The sequence below is a fragment of the Halorientalis brevis genome (assembly GCF_042678165.1).
GTDB lineage: Archaea > Halobacteriota > Halobacteria > Halobacteriales > Haloarculaceae > Halorientalis > Halorientalis brevis.
The window spans coordinates 25931-41512 of record NZ_JBHUDJ010000011.1 but is presented as its reverse complement, the minus strand read 5'-3'; the positions used below and the strand labels follow the sequence as shown (position 1 = coordinate 41512).

Sequence of the window (15582 nt, the reverse complement as noted above, 5' to 3'; positions counted from 1 at the left end):
CAACTATCGCGCGACTAATTATTACCACGCATTCGGTGGCAAGTCTGGCGAACGAGGTACCGCTTTCAGTTATCGGTCGGGACAAAGTCTGAACGTATTGCTCTGAGAGCCACAGCGGACCGGCTACAGTGGCCAGCGACGGACGGATTAGGTCGAGTCAGTGACGTACTGACGAATGAGTGGCACGTCGATTCCGATTCGGTTTTCGACGAACTCTATCAGTATCTCGTCCTCCGGTTGGAGACAGCCCGTTACCGTAACGACGGCAATTGCAGCGAGTTCGGCGACTGCGACGAATACCACGAGCGGGACGAGCGTCAGCGAGATCTGCGAATCGAGTACGAGAGCGGGCGGGAACAGACAAACAGGGAGAACCACCACGGTTCGGCGGGTCCACCGCGAAAACGGCGAGACGCCGAACTGACGGCTGAGAAATGCGAACACCGCAACGTTGAGGCCGATGAACGAGACTGCTGACGCGACGGCCGCACCGGTGGACCCGTAGCGCGGGATGAGAAACAGGTTCAGGCCGATGTTGAGGACGAACGCGAAAGAGTTCGTAACTAACAGGTAGGTCGTGTGTCCGAACGCCGATAAGGTTTCGCGGCTCCGTCCGAAGGTGGCTCGGGTGAAAAACCCGAGCGCGAGGATCGAGAGCGCAGTCGAGGCCGGCGTGTACTCGGCCCCGAACGTCACGGCGATCACGTCCCGAGAGAACACGACCATCGTGAGAAATCCGGGAAACGTTACAATGTATATCCACTTCGTCGTGACTTTGTAGATCGCATCGACCTCTTCCCGTTTGTTCTCGGCGTCGAGACGCGACGCCATCGGGAGATACATGAATCCGAACGAGGAGAGAACGAGGACGAGCGCGCTCGCGAGCGGAAATGCGGCGTTGTAGAGCCCCACCTGGTAGGACGTGTCGAAGTACCCCAGCATGAGGGTATCAGTACGAGTCAGCAGCCGCGAGAGCAGCGTCGAGATGACGAGTGGTATCGAAAAGGTAAGCATCTCGCGCACGTGCGTTCTCACCTCTCCCACGAGCGGAATCAACCGGTTGAGTAAGACGTGCACGGCAACGAACGTCGTCACAGCGGCGATCAGATAGGCGTATCCTGCGGCGAGGATGCCGAACCCGGCCCACAGAAAGACGACGAGCGCGGCGATCCTGAGCCCGGGATAGAGTAGATCACGCGTGTACGTCCGATAGAGCGTGTTCTCGAACCCCCGTATCGCACCGATACCGACCTGCATCCCGATGACGAACGGAATCGCTACCGCGAACAGGAACAGCAATCCCGTCGAGTCAGCCTGTTCGAAGAGCAGTCCGACGACTGTCTCGGTCTCGACGGCGAGTCCGATCGCGACGACACTGCCGATCACTCCAGCGATGAGAATCCCTGTTACCCAGGCACCACGAATGTCACGAGCGTCATCGTATCTGGAGATGTATCGGGGGACTCCCTGGCGTAAGCCGACGAGTGCTACAGTGGTCGAGATCATCACCACCGCGAGACCGATGCTGACTTCGCCGTATGCCTGGGGCGTCAGCATCTGGGCAATGATGATCCGTTCGCCCAGCTTCGAGACCGAAAAGAGCAGTTGGCCGACCAGAATGAGCGAGGCGCTCGACAGGAGCGTCGAGATGTTGTCCTCGTCGATCGACATCAGAGATACCCGAGATCCTCGAGGCGAGCTTCGACCTGGTCATCGTCGTCGGTCGTCACCGTTCCCGTCCCGTACTGGAGGTCGGCATACGGACGCGTCTCGTGTGACGTGGTGAGGAGGGAGGGCGGTATCGACCCGGTCATCCGTTCAGGAACTGGGCATCCAGCGAGTGCCAGTACCATCGGCGCAACGTCGGTCAACGATAGCTGTTCAGTGTCACTCTGGGCGGCGAACGCGGGACCAGCACCGATAAATACGCCGTCGGATTTGTGGTTGTGCTTGTCGATCGAAATGAACTGCTTGCCCAGGAGGTTCGTTGCGACAATGTGGTTCATCCCTGCCGGTTGGAACAACACGTCACACGCCTCTCCAGCGTACGGACCGTCGTAGACCTCCTCGCGGCGCTTCACCCACTCGAACGCCGGTTCGCCGTTCGGTGTCCGCACCCCAGAGAGCGTCTCGATCACGTCGTCGCGGACGGATTCGTACTGCTCGGGCGGTACGACGCCGTCTGGCTCACGTCCCTCGACGTTAATACGAACGCCGAGTTCCGGGCCGCTCCGACAGTACGCCCGGGAATCGGACCAATCTACGTGGCGAGCGAGCGCGTCAGTGTGCGCGGGGAGGAGACGGCGGAGCGATTCACCGACGCCGACCCGTTGAGCAATCGTGTAAACGTCTCCCGGCTGGATGCCGACGCTCCCGAGGGCGGTCGCGAGCCCCGACATCGCGCGGGTGGCGACTGCGGACGACTCCTCCTCGCCGTCGGTATCGTTTGCAAGTCGGTGCTTACTGTCGCCGAACATCGGGGTTTCGCCGTCGTAGGTCTCTTCGACGAAGCCGGCTTCCCGAAGTATTTCGTTGATATAGATGTTGTACCCGCGCGTGGGACCGATACCGTGGTCTGAGCAGACGATCACGTTCGCGTCTTCGTCCACCGTCTCGAGTATCGTTCCGAGGAACGAATCGGCCGCTTCGTAGACGCGGCGGAACGCCGTCCGGTCGTCGAACTGGTGAAATACGGTGTCGGTCTTCTGGACCTGCAGGATCGCAACGTCCGGTTCTCGCGTCTGCAGCAGCGTTCGGGCGGCACGCCGTCGGAGATCGATCAGGTCGACGTAGCTGCGGAGCATCTCGTCGTCGGGACTCCCCGTCTCGTCAGTCGCGTAAATTCGGTACGTCTCACCCAGAGCGTCGGTCAGTTCGGATCGGATCTCGCGGGGGTACCCGACCGCATCTTCTGGCGCCAGATACCCTGGCACGATCGCGCCGTCGATCGCGTCTGCCGGATGCGTGACCGGCATGTTGAGGACGACTGCCGACACTCCTTCGTCAGTCAGATAGTCCCATATCGCCGGGGCCCGAACGTCCTTCCGGGAGATGAGATCGGCTTCGTTCGGATACCCGTTCTCGAAGTCGAAAAACGAGTACACCCCGTGGTGGCTCGGGTCGACTCCGGTGTACAGTGACGGCCAGGCGCTCCCGGTCCACGGGGGAAACGTCGATCGGAGCGACGCCGAGGCACCTCGTTCCCGGAGCGAATCGAAGTTCGGGAGATCGAACGTCTCGAGGTATTTCCGTGACAATGCATCGAACCCGAGGACGACTGTCTGTGTCGAGCACCGACTCATACTTGTTCGTCTGCCGGTCGTGCTGGACCGAACTGCTGGGGACGATTGTCAGACATTGCCAGTTGCTGCGTAGTTGTTGCCCGATCCCTGCCTTTGTTATAGAGATCATTACCTCTCAGCCACGAGCGACCCGTCCTCCGGACGAATCGCTACGAGATCTATCGCCCTGCAGTTGTCCCGGTGTACTGCGTGTTCTGTCCGTCACCGCTGATCGTTTGGAACGAAACTGGGCAGCCAAGAGAAGAGATGCTCGCCTCAGTTGTCCCAGACTTCAAGGTCGCCGACTGACGTTCCGAGCTGTTCGAGCACGAGGTATTTGCTCCCGCTCGACCCGTTGCTTTCGTCGACGACGGTCGAACCGAGGCCGCCACTCGCGTTGCTCTGCTTTCGCCAGAGAAAGTTCATCCCCGCGTTCGGACCGATGTACCAGGATTCCGCGTAGCCGTCCCCGTCTGCGTCGGAGTACTTCGCGTAATCCCAGTTCGTTCCCCATTCGTAGAGTTCGTTCCGCGCTCCCTTGTTCGCGTACCAGAGCCAGTCCGATTCGGGGCCGGGTTGCGTAACGAGATAGAACTTGTTTCCGTTGACCATGTTCTTCTTCGCACCGGTACTGTCGTTCGTTTCGACGAACCGGGTCGCGTTCACGGCGTAGCCCTTGATGATGTTGCTGTTGACGTGACCGCCCCTGGTCGTGCTACCGCCTTCACGGTGAAGATACGCGAAGCGCCGTCCACCTGTACAGTTGTGCGCAATGAAACAGAAGTAGACGTTTCGGTTGTGTTTCGTCGCGTCGTAGTTGTTCGACTGCCGTTCTCTCGCGCCGTGAAGCTCGATACACGTACCCTGTCCGGGAGTCATCTCAGACCAGCCGCCGAAGACTGTCCAGAGCGGCACCGATCGGTTCGTTCCGAAGCTCTCGTCGAACTGCTTGGGAAAGACGTGGAAAATCGACGACGAATACCCGTTCAAATGCGACGTCCGTACATACGGGTTGTAAATCTGACTCTGCGTGTGGAGCTCGAAGACGTTCACGTCCTTCTGGGGTTTGATCTGTGCCCCGGTACAGTCGAGGGAGACGCCCGGCGGGACCTCGATCGAGTTCGTGATTTCGTATGTTTCGCCGGCCGCGAGGCGGACGTAGCCGACCGGGCCGCTCGCTGCATCGGTGAGGGTTTGCTGGAGTTCGCCGGGTCGAGCGAGATGGGTGCCGTTGCCTGATTGGGTCTTCGATTGCGCGATGTTGAGCGTCCCGTCCTCGATCGTCGCGTCGAGTCCCGGTCCGATGTCGATGCTCGAGATGGTAGTCGACTCGCCGTTCGGTCCGACGGCGTCGAGTCCGGCGTCAACGGAGACTTGCTTCCCCGAGAGATCGAGAGAAAGGTTCTCCCTGAAATTGAGCGTGCCAACGTTGTCCCTGACCTTTGATTCGCCGTTCGTTATCCGCAGATTCGACGGCGAACCGTCAGTGAGCGACGAGGCGTCAGAAAACTGCGTTCCCGCAATGCCGGCCATGCCAGCGATACCCAGCGCCCCGAGTAGATTCCGCCGCGTCGTCGAATCTGTCAGCGCTGCTCTGAGTTCTTCACGGACGATTTTCCGAACTTCTGTCTCGGAGACTTCGTCTTTTCCGTTAGATTTGTCTGACATAGTATATCTTTTGGCGGCATAGAAGCACGGCTAACTCTTTGTTAGTGGCCGTTTACAACCGTTCCCAGCGACTACAGACGGTGTCTATCCCGGTTTATGAATACACTGCGACTGTCTTAGATCACATATTGCAGTTACAAATCACGTAACTAGATTTACGTAGGTTCGTACCGATCTGTCGGCAGAAATCCACATTTCGAACCCCCTGGTTGTGCACCACAGTGAGAGTAAAAACTGTGTAACAAAATAGCAGAGCAGTCGAATATGAGACAACAGGTTGTAACTGAGATTTATGAGAGTGAGTCGGATATCCAGTCGGGTGCTGCTTCTCATCGGGTTCGGTGCGCTTTCGATTGCGGCGGTAGTCGCGCACCGAGCTCCAGCAACGGGATACGAACTCTCGCTGTACAGCGCGACACCGACCCTGGTGTGGCTCTGTCTTGCCGTGGCCTTCTTCACTTCGCTCGTCAGTAGCGTCACCACTTCGTCACGCTATCTACGGGGTTCCGCGCTCGTCCTGGGCGGTGCGACGACGTTCACTGTCGTTGCCTTACCGGTTCTCCGCGGCTACTACTTCTATGGGTCAGCCGATCCGATGACGCACCTCGGCTGGGCGAAAGACATCTCGTCCGGCGTCCTCGACCCCGCGAACCTCTTCTATCCCGGCTTGCACACGGCGGCGGTCATCCTCCACGAAACGCTCGGCTATTCCCTTCGTCTCGGCATTCTCGTGGCCATTCTCTGTTTCACAGCGATCTTTCTCGTTTTCGTCCCGCTGTGTGTGCGGTACGTCACCGGTAGCGAGAGAGCGACTGTCGTCGCTGCCTTCAGTACGTTCCTCTTGCTCCCGATCAACAATATCAGTATGTTCCTCCGAGCGCATCCGTTCTCTCAAACGCTCTTCTTTTCGGCACTCGTGTTCTATCTGCTGTTCAAGTTCCTGACTGAAGAGACGACTGGGAGCAAGCTGACTCCGATCGCGGTGATTCTGGGGGTTGCATCGGTCGCAACCGTCATCTACCATCCGCAACTGTCGGTCCACCTTCTCGCGGTGTTCGCGTCGGTCACGGTGCTTCAGTATCTCTACAGACTTCGTGGGACGGATCATGCGATCACGTCACACCGGTCGATGCTCGCTCATACGCTGCTGTTAGCTGGCGCAGTCGTCGCCTGGATCACCGGTCGGCCGGCCTTTCGCGCCCAGATCGAGTCGATTTCCCTCGCCGCTCAGGGGTATCTACGTGGAAACCCACCGACACCAGGGGGACGCGTCGCGAGTCAGGGGACGTCGATCACTGCGATCGGCGGGAGTTTACCGGAGATGTACCTGAAGCTCTTTCTGCCCACGACTGTGTTCGCGGTACTCGCAGGGGTCGCGGTTCTCGCGAGCTACACCTCCTGGATCAATTTCCGGAGCGAGCACGATGCCGTTGTCCGGTACTTCGTGCTGAGTGTTCTCGGCGTGTTACCGCTCTTCGTCCTCTATTTCGCCGGCAGCATCGCCGAGATGTATTTCCGCACCTTCGGGTTCATCGTCCTGTTGCTGCTTATAGCCGGAGCGGTATCGCTCTTTAACGTCTTCGAGGGCGTTGCAGACAGATACGGGTCGACGACGTTCGCGCTCGGTTTCGTCGTCCTGTTCGCTGTTCTGACACCTGTCTCACTGGCGACGGCGTACCAATCACCGTACATATACAAGGCGAACCAACACGTCACAGAAAGCCAGTTTTCCGGCTACGAAGCCACGTTCGAGTACGGCGCTGACGGCATCGACGTGACTTCGCTCCGTCAGTCTGCAACCCGCTACAGCGACGGCGTGGAAGGGTACCAAAACAGCGGGAGATACGATCGCTCTATTTCGGGGACGAACTTAACGCAGTTAGATGCGGCCGCAGAGAAGCCGATGTACGTCGTGTTGTCGACGTACGACGTGCAACGGGAGGTGAACGCGTATCGGGAACTGCGATACTCCCGAGCAGAATTGAACGCGGTCGAGAACCAGCGTGGCGTCGATCGAGTGCTCACGAACGGCGATCTCCGCCTCTACCTCGTCGGTGGAAACGAAACGCAGACTGGACAACAGTGAGAGTACACGTCGCCGCTAACGATCGGATTCTCGCGACCAGCGGTCGGCAACTGTTCAGTGGCCGCGATCCGGACAGCCTGTCCAGGTGCGGCGGAATCCCTCGCGATCTGGCGACAGAGGGGGTGAAAAACACGCTCGTGACTGCCCGACCGTGGAAATCTCTCCTCGAAGGAATCGTCGGTCAGTTCCCGACGGTGAACGTCTGGTCGGTGACCGAAGCCGATCTGATCGCCACCCTCGGACGGTACGTCTATCGATCGCCAGACGGGGGACGAACGTGGAGACAGACCCTGGAACTGCCGCCGTCATCGGGGCAGATGGGTGTGCTTCCCTCGGCCGTCGCGGTCGCGGACGGGACGGTGTATCTCGGAGAGTATCCGCTCGACAGCGACGCGTCTCCGCGGCTGTTAGCGTCGACCGACTGCGGTGCCACGTGGACGACTGCCCACCGGTTTCCCGACGTGAGACACGTCCACTCCGTGCAAGTTGATCCGTACGACGACGGGCTCTGGCTCACGACTGGTGACGTCGATCGCGCGTGTCGGCTCTACCGCTATCGTCCGCAGGACGGACAGCTCCGAGTTGTCGGCGGCGGAAGCCAATCGTGGCGGGCCGTCGAGTTGGCTATCACAGCGGATGCGATTCTCTGGGGGATGGACTGCGTGTATTCGGATGTCAACCGCGTCTACCGGCTGCCACGCAGCGAGCTCGGCACGTCGTCGCCGACGCCCGAAGTAGTGCATACGTTGCCGTCGTCGGTGTTCTACGCCGCAGTCCTCTCCGTCGACGACGAATGGGTCGCCTTTTCGACGGCCATCGAAACTGGTGGTGATAGCACTGCGCCGGACGCTGGCGGCGGCAGTACTGACGACGAGGCGGTCGTCGTCGCGAGTTCGTCGGCGTCGAATTACAGCGAGTGGTACGAGCTGAAACGATACCGGAAACGGCGCTGTCTTTCCGACTCCCAGACGCTCGGTGAGTTCCTCCCGAACGCGAACGCGTACGTCTTCCTCCACGCCTCGCCGGAGCGTGGGTTCGTTCTCAACCCCTGCAACACACGGCGTGACGACGGGCAGATCGTTCAGATCCCGCCGGAGAGATTCTTGACCATTTACGAGAGGTATCCCAGGTCCTGAAGCTGTGATTCGAGCCCGGACGCGATTTCTTCGTCGTCTTCGCTGCGGTCGGTCGTCGCCGCCCTGGCATCGACCGCCTTCTCCCGTTTAGAGAGACGGGTCTGGAGCGTTCGAAGGCGGTCAGTGTCGACGGCAGACGCTCGCTGTGCCGTTTCAGTCTCACCGTTTCCGTCGAGGACGTATTCGCGGCCGTCTTCACATCTCGCGAGAGCGAGATCGGTGGCATTCAGCGAACGCCAGCGCGTGATCGACGTCGATTCACTGGCCGTGTGCGGTAGAAAGTCCTCGGTCAGTGCGTAGCCAGTCTCCGTCGTGAGCGCGTCCTCGTCCATGGTTTCCATCGCAGCATGGAGGTTCGTCAGTTCGACCGGATCAGTGACGCGTTTGCCCTCTGTCTGGCCAGGCCATTTCACAACGAGTGGGACGTTGACGTTGATGTTTCTGAGGTAGTGCGGCGGCGTCTCGTTGCGATCGAACTCGCCGAGCGTCTTCCCGTGGTCGGCACAGATTACGAGGAGGGTCTCGTCGAGCGTGCCCTGCTCACGCAGCGTTGCGAGAAGCCGTTCCAGTTGCCCGTCCTGGTAGCGAATGCTCGCGTCGTAGAACTCGTGAACTCGCTGCTGTTCACGGCCGTCCAGTTCGCGTTGCCCCATGACGTAGGCGAGTAGCTTCGTATTGAGGACCCGTTTGGACACCGCATTTGGCGGTTGCAGCCCGAGCCGTTCGAAACCGCTGTCAGGTGGGTAGTACGGGCTGTGCGCCTCCATCAGGTTGAGGAACGTGAACGTCGGTGCACGCTCGTTCTCACGAATCCACGATTGCGCGCGGGAAACCAGATTCTCCGTGAAGAACCGTCGTTTTACCAGCACGAGCGGCTGCTGGATCGCGCGTCCGAGCAGTGAGTGACACCTGTCATAGGCGAGGTCGCGCGTTCTGTCCGGCTCTCCGCTGGAAACCTCGAGATCCCACTCGACGAACCGGTCGAACCCGCGATTGAGATCCGAAAGTTGCCCGACCCAGGGATTGTTCGAATACCCAGCAGTTCGGTATCCGTCCTCGCTGAACGTTTCGGCGATCGTCTCGTGTTCTGCCGGAAGCGAGAGCGACGAATCAGTGAACCCGTTCGTAATCCCGTGCTCGCTGGGATACAGTCCCGTAAACATCGAGCAGTGGGACGGCAGCGTCCACGGTGCGGGCACGTATGCGTTCTCGTAGACCGTCGCCCGCTCGGCGAGCGTATCTAGTGCTGGCGTCGTTTGGCGATCGTAGCCGTACGTCGACACGTGATCTTTCCGGAGCGAATCGAGGACGACGAACAATACGTCCGGCATCTCGTCCATGGCCAGCCATGTCAGGCGATCAAGCTTTGTTATATCCGAACTACTGGCCGCCAGTTTGCTAGTTTGATTCCGTCGTCAGCCAGCAAGTTGGCGGCGATAGATCGCGAGCAGTTCGTCGACGGTCTGCGTCCAAGTGTACCGGTCCTCGATCCGTCGGCGGTTCTCACGTGCCATCTCGGCGAGTTGCTCCGGCGAGGCCAGTAGCGATTCGAGCGCGTCTGCAAGCTTCTCTTCACTACCGGGTGGCACGAGGACGCCAGCGTCGTCATCGATTACCTCGGGGATCGAACCAACGGGCGTCGACACGATCGCGTTTCCGGCGGCCATTCCTTCGAGTATCGCAATCGGAAGCCCCTCAGCGTAGGTCGGAAGCACGAACACTGACCCACCGCGCAGCAGGTCTCGCTTCTCTGATTCCGAGACGTACCCGTGGTAGGTAACGGACTCGGCGTCCGCCGCGAGTTGTTCGACGCGGCCAGACAATGGGCCGTCGCCAGCGATATCCACTGCCACCGAGTCGTCGGTCCGCGCGACCAAGTGATCGATGGCGTCGACGAGTTCGGTGACGCCCTTGCGTTCGATGAGATTCGAGATGAAGACGATTCGAGGCGGATCGGCGTCGAACGCCGCCCGATACTCCGATACGTCGACGGCGTTCGGCAGGACCGTAATTTTCGACTGCTCGACGCGGTCTGTCAGGACGCGCTGCCAGTAGTTGGACAAGACGATGACCTCGTCCGTGGCGGCGAACACGGCTGACTGAAACAGTGCGAGGGGATACGATGCGGTCTCGACGAACTCGTCGAACGACGACCCGTGCACGTGGAGGATGACGGGGACGTTCCAGACGTATTTCGCATAGAGGACGTAAAACGACGAGCGGACGAACGAGAACTGATGGGACGTGTGGACGTGGACGATCTCGGGTGGTCGTCGCCACGGGAACCGGAGCATCGCTACGAATCCGAGAACGAGACCCCGAAGGAACCACAGGACACCGCTCCCGGACGGCGGCATTCCCATTCCGTAGGTCGAAACCGAGATCCGGTCTTCCAGCCGCGACGCCTGGTTGTCGACGTACTGATTGACGCCGCCACCGCCGAACGTTCCCACGATCAGTAACTCCACGTCCTCGTTGAGAGCGCGCTCCTCGTCGCGGTCGTGTACACGATGGCTGGACGGCGACGCAGTCGATCCACTCCTCGCTGACGTCTGTGAGCTGTCGGTAGTAGACATCGAAACTAGTTTTCTCCAAGCCCCTCACGTCACTCGGGCCACCACTCAGCTACACAACCAGTTCGTTTTGTTATGGCGTATCTACGGCCAGGACGGAGACGCACGCCGTCAGTTTCGGACCGTCGGCGAGGAACGACCACTCCGTTCCTGAGGACTACGTCGAGCGCGTGACGTTCACCCACAGATAGGTGTGGCGATAGGAATTCTGTATCGTGGGCGTCGTCGGTGGCGAGCCGGCATAGAGGAGATACGTGAGCCGGAGATCGTCGCCGGCCATTCGTGGCGTGACCGTATGCGAATCGTAGACGGATTCGTTCGGATCGAGGGTGTATTCGAGTGTCTCGATGGACTGCCGTTCCTGGACGGTTAGTTCCCCGTCCGTCTTTTCGACGCGCTGGAGTTGAACGACGACGGTGTACGTCGTTCGCTTTCCCTCCTTGTTGACGACGTTCGCGACGAGAGAGCGCGGTTCGCCGGTGTCCATCGTCTGCGGATACCCAGCGGTTGTGTAGTCGTCGCTCTCGTTCGTCGTCAGCAACTGGAACTGCGTGTAGGATTCCCCCGAAGTCGGCGTGACTAGGCCGAGGCCGAGGCTCGTAAACGCCAGAACGATCCCCAGTGCAAGGACGACGTTCAGGATCGCATCGAGCGCAGACGGAGCACGTACGGTTGCAGTTCGCACTTCATTCAGCCACTGGTCAACGGGGAGCCGAAAACGCTCACTGGGACCGACCGACAATCGCCGTACGGCTGCACTGAGCGTGAGAACAACGACGGTCACGGTGAGTATCTGGATGATCTCCGTTCCATCCAGTGGCAACCCCACGACCGAAAGGCCGATCCCGAACAACGGGAGGAGCGCGATACTCAGCCCGAACGAAAGCGCAACCCGTTCCACGAGGCCGAGACCGTGAGTGGTTCCCCTTCCCGCATTATTACCGAACGGAATGATACCTGCTGGAACCGATTCGTTCTTTTTCGGGAAGAGGGCAGCGACCAGCGCATATCCGGGAAAGAACAGCAGGATCGGCATGCCGACGACTGTTCGTATCGGACGAGCAGTTGCGTCCTGCAGTAAGAGGGCGTCACCGAGAGCGAGATAGATGAGGAGGAGTACCAGATCCGTCGGTACTGCCCGCACTGAGTCGCGGACTGTCTCCCACCAGTGACCATCAGATAATGTGGTCATGCTTTCTGATCACGCTGTCTCGACCGCTGCACCCACGTATAACGAATCCTCATTGTGTCTCGACGTTCCCCCGATCAGTTTCGTGATCGGGTTGAGTTGTCATTGTTATATCCTGTTTACGCTGATCCGAGAGCCATCTTCGGCTCCCTGCTCAGACAGTTCTGTGTGAACGATCGAGACTCACTCTCGTCGAAACGAGTCGGACGTACCCCTGAAAGGACATAGCAACGGAGTATGAATTCTCTACTGATGATTTCGACACGACCTAACAAAGTATCGATACCTGTTAGCAACCCGTATGCGATACGTGATCCTGACCAATACGCCTGCGCACGTACATCTGTATAAATTTGCGATCCGGCGGCTCCAGGCCGACGGGCACGACGTGAAAGTTCTCGCCAGGGATTACGGTTGCACTGTCGAACTGGCGGAGGCGTTCGATCTGCCGTACACGATCTACGGGAGCTGTGACACGAACAAAGCGTCACTCGTCACGAACCTCCCGTCTCACTACCTGAACATTATCAAGGAAACGCTGCGCTACGATCCCGACCTGATTTTCGGGATGGGAGCATACGCGGCGCACGCGGGGGCTGTGTCTAGAACGCCGACGATTTTGGTGCTCGACTCCGAGCCGACGCAGGTAGACCATCTCGTCTCGAAGCCGTTTGCAGACGCGATGCTGACACCGGATTCGTTCCGCCGCGTTCTCGGACCGAACCACTACGCGTTCCCCGGATTCAAAGAGTGTGCGTATCTCCATCCCGAGATCTTCGAGCGAGACGACGACATCCGGTCTGCCCTGAGGATCGGCTCGGAGCCGTTCGTTTTGCTCCGGTTCAACGCTTTCGGCTCCCACCACGACGTCTCCAAAGGAGGGTTCACGTCAGCGCAACGCCGACAGTTAATTCGCGATCTTGCCGACCACGCGACGGTATTCGTTTCAGACGAGGGGAACGAATGTCCCCTCGAAAACCTCCCCGCACGCCCGTTCAATCTGCCACCTGAACGCCTTCACGACGCGTTAGCGGAAGCCTCGCTGTTAGTCGCGGACACGCAAACGATGGTGACGGAAGCCGCACTGCTGGGGACGCCCGCCATTCGGTCGAACTCGTTCGTCGGCGACGACGACATGGGTAATTTCATCGAACTCGCGCGTCGAGGCCTCGTCGATAACCTCGCGACGTTCTCGAACGTGCGCTCCCGTGCACTGGAGATTCTTCAGCAGGACGGCGTACAGAAGCAGTACCAGCAACGACGCCAGCGTCTCTTCGAGGAGAAGGTGAACCTCACGGACGTCCTCGTCGAGGTGGCCACGAATCACGAGCAGTTAGAGCGAGTGAGCGCTCTCTCCCGGGACTGGGAGCGCCCGGACCCGGGTCAGGAATCAGAGACAGCGGTGGAACCGGAAAAACTGTCGCCGTAGAGCAGTCACGAAATCGATTCGATGTACTCCCCCTGCGTGTCGCGCACTACGCCCCGGTGACTGAGAAACTCCTCGTAGAACTCTCCCGGCGACCCGATCCATGCCCCACGATCTCGTGCTTCCGTTATCAATCGCTCGTAGAGGCGGCGGTAGCCCGGGAACTCGCGCGTGTTGAAATATCGAGGATGAAACAGGCAGGTCATCACTGCCGATTCGCTGCTGGCGGTATCTAACAGCGTCTTGCAGTCAGTCCACGCCGTCTGAAACTCTGATTCGGGGTCCGGAAGGTGCTGATCCATCAGCGTCAGCGGAAAGACGACGAAGTCGTCGCCGAACGGTCGAAAGACGTCGTATCCGGACCCGAATCCGGGCTTTCTGGCCGACCCAAAGCTCGCGTCGTACTTGAGTCCGAGGTCCCGGTAGTGTTGCCACGTCTCCGGTGCCTCGAACCGAAGATAATGCTGCCGACCGCCCCGGATGTTTTTGCCCAGAACCTCTTCGATCCGGGTTTTCTCTTCCGCTAGTCGCGTCCGATCCGTTGCCGTGTGATACGACCCGTGTAACCCGACTTCCCAGCCGCCGTCGTCGAGTCGCTGGATCAGCTCAGCGACGTCGGACTCTCTGACGTCGTAACGACCGAACTCCTGTGTCAGCGCGGAAACGTCGACGAGGTCACAGACCGGGAACGAATCGAGGCTGGGCTGATTGAGGAAGTAAAACGCCGATCGAACCCCGAGCTTCTCTTCGAGCGCCATGATCTCCTCGAACTGCCAGTAGGGGTTGCACTGGTCCCGCAGCGCGCGAAGATGGCGGGGGTCACGCTCACGGAGTGTATAGAAAAGCGCGTGGTACGCCGTCTTGAAGGGCTTGTCCACGTCGTGGGTCAGACACAGCGCGAACTCGTATTCGGTTCCGGAAAGCGTAGTCATGTCGTGACTCCTTCGGAGACGTTCCGCTGTGGAGCGTCGGTGACAGACTCGAGTGCTGCGACGATACGTGCGGCAGCGTTGCCATCACCGTACGGCGTGTCGTCTGTCGACGACTCGAACTCCCGCGTCAGTGCGCGGTGAATCGCAGTCGGGTCCGTTCCGACGAGTTCGTTTCGGCCACAGGCGACAGTCTCCCTCCACTCCGTCTCGTCGCGCAGCGTCACACAGGGTGTGTCCAGATAGAACGCCTCTTTCTGGACGCCACCGGAGTCCGTCGCGACGCGTTCCGCACCGTCGAGTAACCTGACGAAGTCCAGATACCCAACTGGATCGATCACGTCGACGTTGCTCGGCAGTGCCCGGTCGAGACCCTCGCTTTCGAGCGCGTCGACAGTCCTCGGATGTGCAGGGAACACGACCGGAGACGGTGCGTTGCTGAGGCCTGTGAGGATCGATTCGAGACGGTCCGGGTTGTCCGTGTTGGCCGCTCGATGCACGGTCGCGAGGACGTACTTTCCGTCGGTGTGACCCAGCTCGTCGACGATCGAAGAGCAGTCCCGGGCGCGCTCACGAACCGCGAGCAGCGAGTCGTACATCACGTCGCCGGTGTCGTAGACGCCCCGGGTGATGCCTTCGTTCGCGAGCGTCTCGACGGCCCGCTCTGACGGCACGAACAGCAGGTCGGAGCAGTGATCTGTGAGCACGCGATTCGTTTCCTCCGGCATCGACCGGTTGTAACTCCGAAGCCCGGCCTCGACGTGAGCGACGACGACGTCGCGTTTGGAACCGACGAGCGCACCGGCTAACGTCGAGTTCGTATCGCCGTAGACCAGAACGACGTCCGGCGCGCACTTCGAGACGACGTCGTCGATACCTTCGAGCATCGCTGCGGTCTGCTTTGCGTGTGAGTGCGACCCGACACCGAGGTTCACGTCCGGTTCAGGGATCGGCAGCTCCTCGAAGAACACGTCGCTCATCTCGTCGTCGTAGTGCTGGCCGGTGTGGATCAACACCTCCTCGTGGTCGTCTCGAAGCGCGTTCGAGACGGGGAACGCCTTCACGAACTGTGGGCGAGCACCGACAACTGATGCGATTTTCATCGTTTCGCTCCGTCGGTGAAAGCGGCATCGTAACCGCCGTTAATGGTGAGACTCCGTTCCCTCGCCGGTAGTGCAGGTATCTCCTTCATGGGTACCGCCGTCGGGTAACTGTTCCAATTCTCGGAAGGATTCACCATTGTTATGGCTCACTTGCCGAATCGGACACGTTTCCTAGGTACAATATACAGCCC

11 protein-coding genes are annotated in these 15582 nt (G+C 59.7%); 3 read left to right on the top strand and 8 right to left on the bottom strand.

Annotation, left to right across the window (positions count from 1 at the left end; all coding sequences use genetic code 11):
- Positions 1 to 147 precede the first annotated feature (147 nt).
- The 3 genes from ACFR9U_RS15220 to ACFR9U_RS15210 form a co-directional block, all read right to left on the bottom strand.
- Positions 148 to 1671: a flippase gene (locus ACFR9U_RS15220; protein ID WP_247381490.1), complete on the bottom strand. Its 1524-nt coding sequence runs from the start codon at positions 1669 to 1671 to the stop codon at positions 148 to 150.
- Positions 1671 to 3302, bottom strand: coding sequence for an alkaline phosphatase family protein (locus ACFR9U_RS15215; protein ID WP_247381491.1), 1632 nt, complete (start codon positions 3300 to 3302; stop codon positions 1671 to 1673). Before ACFR9U_RS15215 ends, ACFR9U_RS15220 begins: the two co-directional genes overlap by 1 nt.
- A gap of 255 nt (positions 3303 to 3557) precedes the next feature.
- Entirely contained in the window at positions 3558 to 4949 is a 1392-nt protein-coding gene (locus tag ACFR9U_RS15210; RefSeq protein WP_247381493.1) for a hypothetical protein, read from the bottom strand.
- 319 nt (positions 4950 to 5268) lie between these two features.
- Between ACFR9U_RS15210 and ACFR9U_RS15205 the strand changes: the two genes are divergently transcribed.
- Entirely contained in the window at positions 5269 to 7035 is a 1767-nt protein-coding gene (locus ACFR9U_RS15205) for a hypothetical protein (RefSeq protein WP_247381495.1), read from the top strand.
- Entirely contained in the window at positions 7032 to 8171 is a 1140-nt protein-coding gene (locus ACFR9U_RS15200; protein ID WP_379814679.1) for a WD40/YVTN/BNR-like repeat-containing protein, read from the top strand. Before ACFR9U_RS15205 ends, ACFR9U_RS15200 begins: the two co-directional genes overlap by 4 nt.
- Here ACFR9U_RS15200 and ACFR9U_RS15195 read toward each other — a convergent pair.
- The 3 genes from ACFR9U_RS15195 to ACFR9U_RS15185 form a co-directional block, all read right to left on the bottom strand.
- On the bottom strand, positions 8147 to 9502 hold the full coding sequence (locus ACFR9U_RS15195) for a sulfatase (protein ID WP_247381499.1): 1356 nt from the start codon (positions 9500 to 9502) through the stop codon (positions 8147 to 8149). The two genes, ACFR9U_RS15200 and ACFR9U_RS15195, sit on opposite strands and share 25 nt — an antisense overlap.
- Positions 9503 to 9586: 84 nt before the next feature.
- Positions 9587 to 10747, bottom strand: a complete 1161-nt coding sequence (locus ACFR9U_RS15190) for a glycosyltransferase family 4 protein (RefSeq protein ID WP_247381501.1) — start codon at positions 10745 to 10747, stop codon at positions 9587 to 9589.
- A 154-nt stretch (positions 10748 to 10901) separates the two neighbouring features.
- Positions 10902 to 11888: a DUF1616 domain-containing protein gene (locus ACFR9U_RS15185; protein WP_247381502.1), complete on the bottom strand. Its 987-nt coding sequence runs from the start codon at positions 11886 to 11888 to the stop codon at positions 10902 to 10904.
- 346 nt (positions 11889 to 12234) lie between these two features.
- Here ACFR9U_RS15185 and ACFR9U_RS15180 point away from each other — a divergent pair, with 346 nt between their 5' ends.
- The gene (locus ACFR9U_RS15180) at positions 12235 to 13362 is read left to right on the top strand and encodes a DUF354 domain-containing protein (protein ID WP_247381504.1); all 1128 of its coding nucleotides are present in this window, start codon (positions 12235 to 12237) and stop codon (positions 13360 to 13362) included.
- Between the two features lie 5 nt (positions 13363 to 13367).
- Here the strand turns inward: ACFR9U_RS15180 and ACFR9U_RS15175 are convergent, their stop codons facing one another.
- Positions 13368 to 14291, bottom strand: coding sequence for a polysaccharide deacetylase family protein (locus ACFR9U_RS15175; protein ID WP_247381506.1), 924 nt, complete (start codon positions 14289 to 14291; stop codon positions 13368 to 13370).
- Positions 14288 to 15391: a non-hydrolyzing UDP-N-acetylglucosamine 2-epimerase gene (wecB, locus tag ACFR9U_RS15170; protein WP_247381508.1), complete on the bottom strand. Its 1104-nt coding sequence runs from the start codon at positions 15389 to 15391 to the stop codon at positions 14288 to 14290. Before wecB ends, ACFR9U_RS15175 begins: the two co-directional genes overlap by 4 nt.
- Positions 15392 to 15582: the final 191 nt, after the last annotated feature.

Bases quoted from the DNA above. Each gene is read 5' to 3' on its own strand.
- ACFR9U_RS15215 (WP_247381491.1), bottom strand. From the start codon at position 3,302: ATGAGTCGGTGCTCGACACAGACAGTCGTCCTCGGGTTCGATGCATTG.
- ACFR9U_RS15175 (WP_247381506.1), bottom strand. From the start codon at position 14,291: ATGACTACGCTTTCCGGAACCGAATACGAGTTCGCGCTGTGTCTGACC.
- ACFR9U_RS15220 (WP_247381490.1), bottom strand. From the start codon at position 1,671: ATGTCGATCGACGAGGACAACATCTCGACGCTCCTGTCGAGCGCCTCG.
- ACFR9U_RS15210 (WP_247381493.1), bottom strand. From the start codon at position 4,949: ATGTCAGACAAATCTAACGGAAAAGACGAAGTCTCCGAGACAGAAGTT.
- ACFR9U_RS15190 (WP_247381501.1), bottom strand. From the start codon at position 10,747: ATGTCTACTACCGACAGCTCACAGACGTCAGCGAGGAGTGGATCGACT.
- wecB (WP_247381508.1), bottom strand. From the start codon at position 15,391: ATGAAAATCGCATCAGTTGTCGGTGCTCGCCCACAGTTCGTGAAGGCG.
- ACFR9U_RS15195 (WP_247381499.1), bottom strand. From the start codon at position 9,502: ATGCCGGACGTATTGTTCGTCGTCCTCGATTCGCTCCGGAAAGATCAC.
- ACFR9U_RS15180 (WP_247381504.1), top strand. From the start codon at position 12,235: ATGCGATACGTGATCCTGACCAATACGCCTGCGCACGTACATCTGTAT.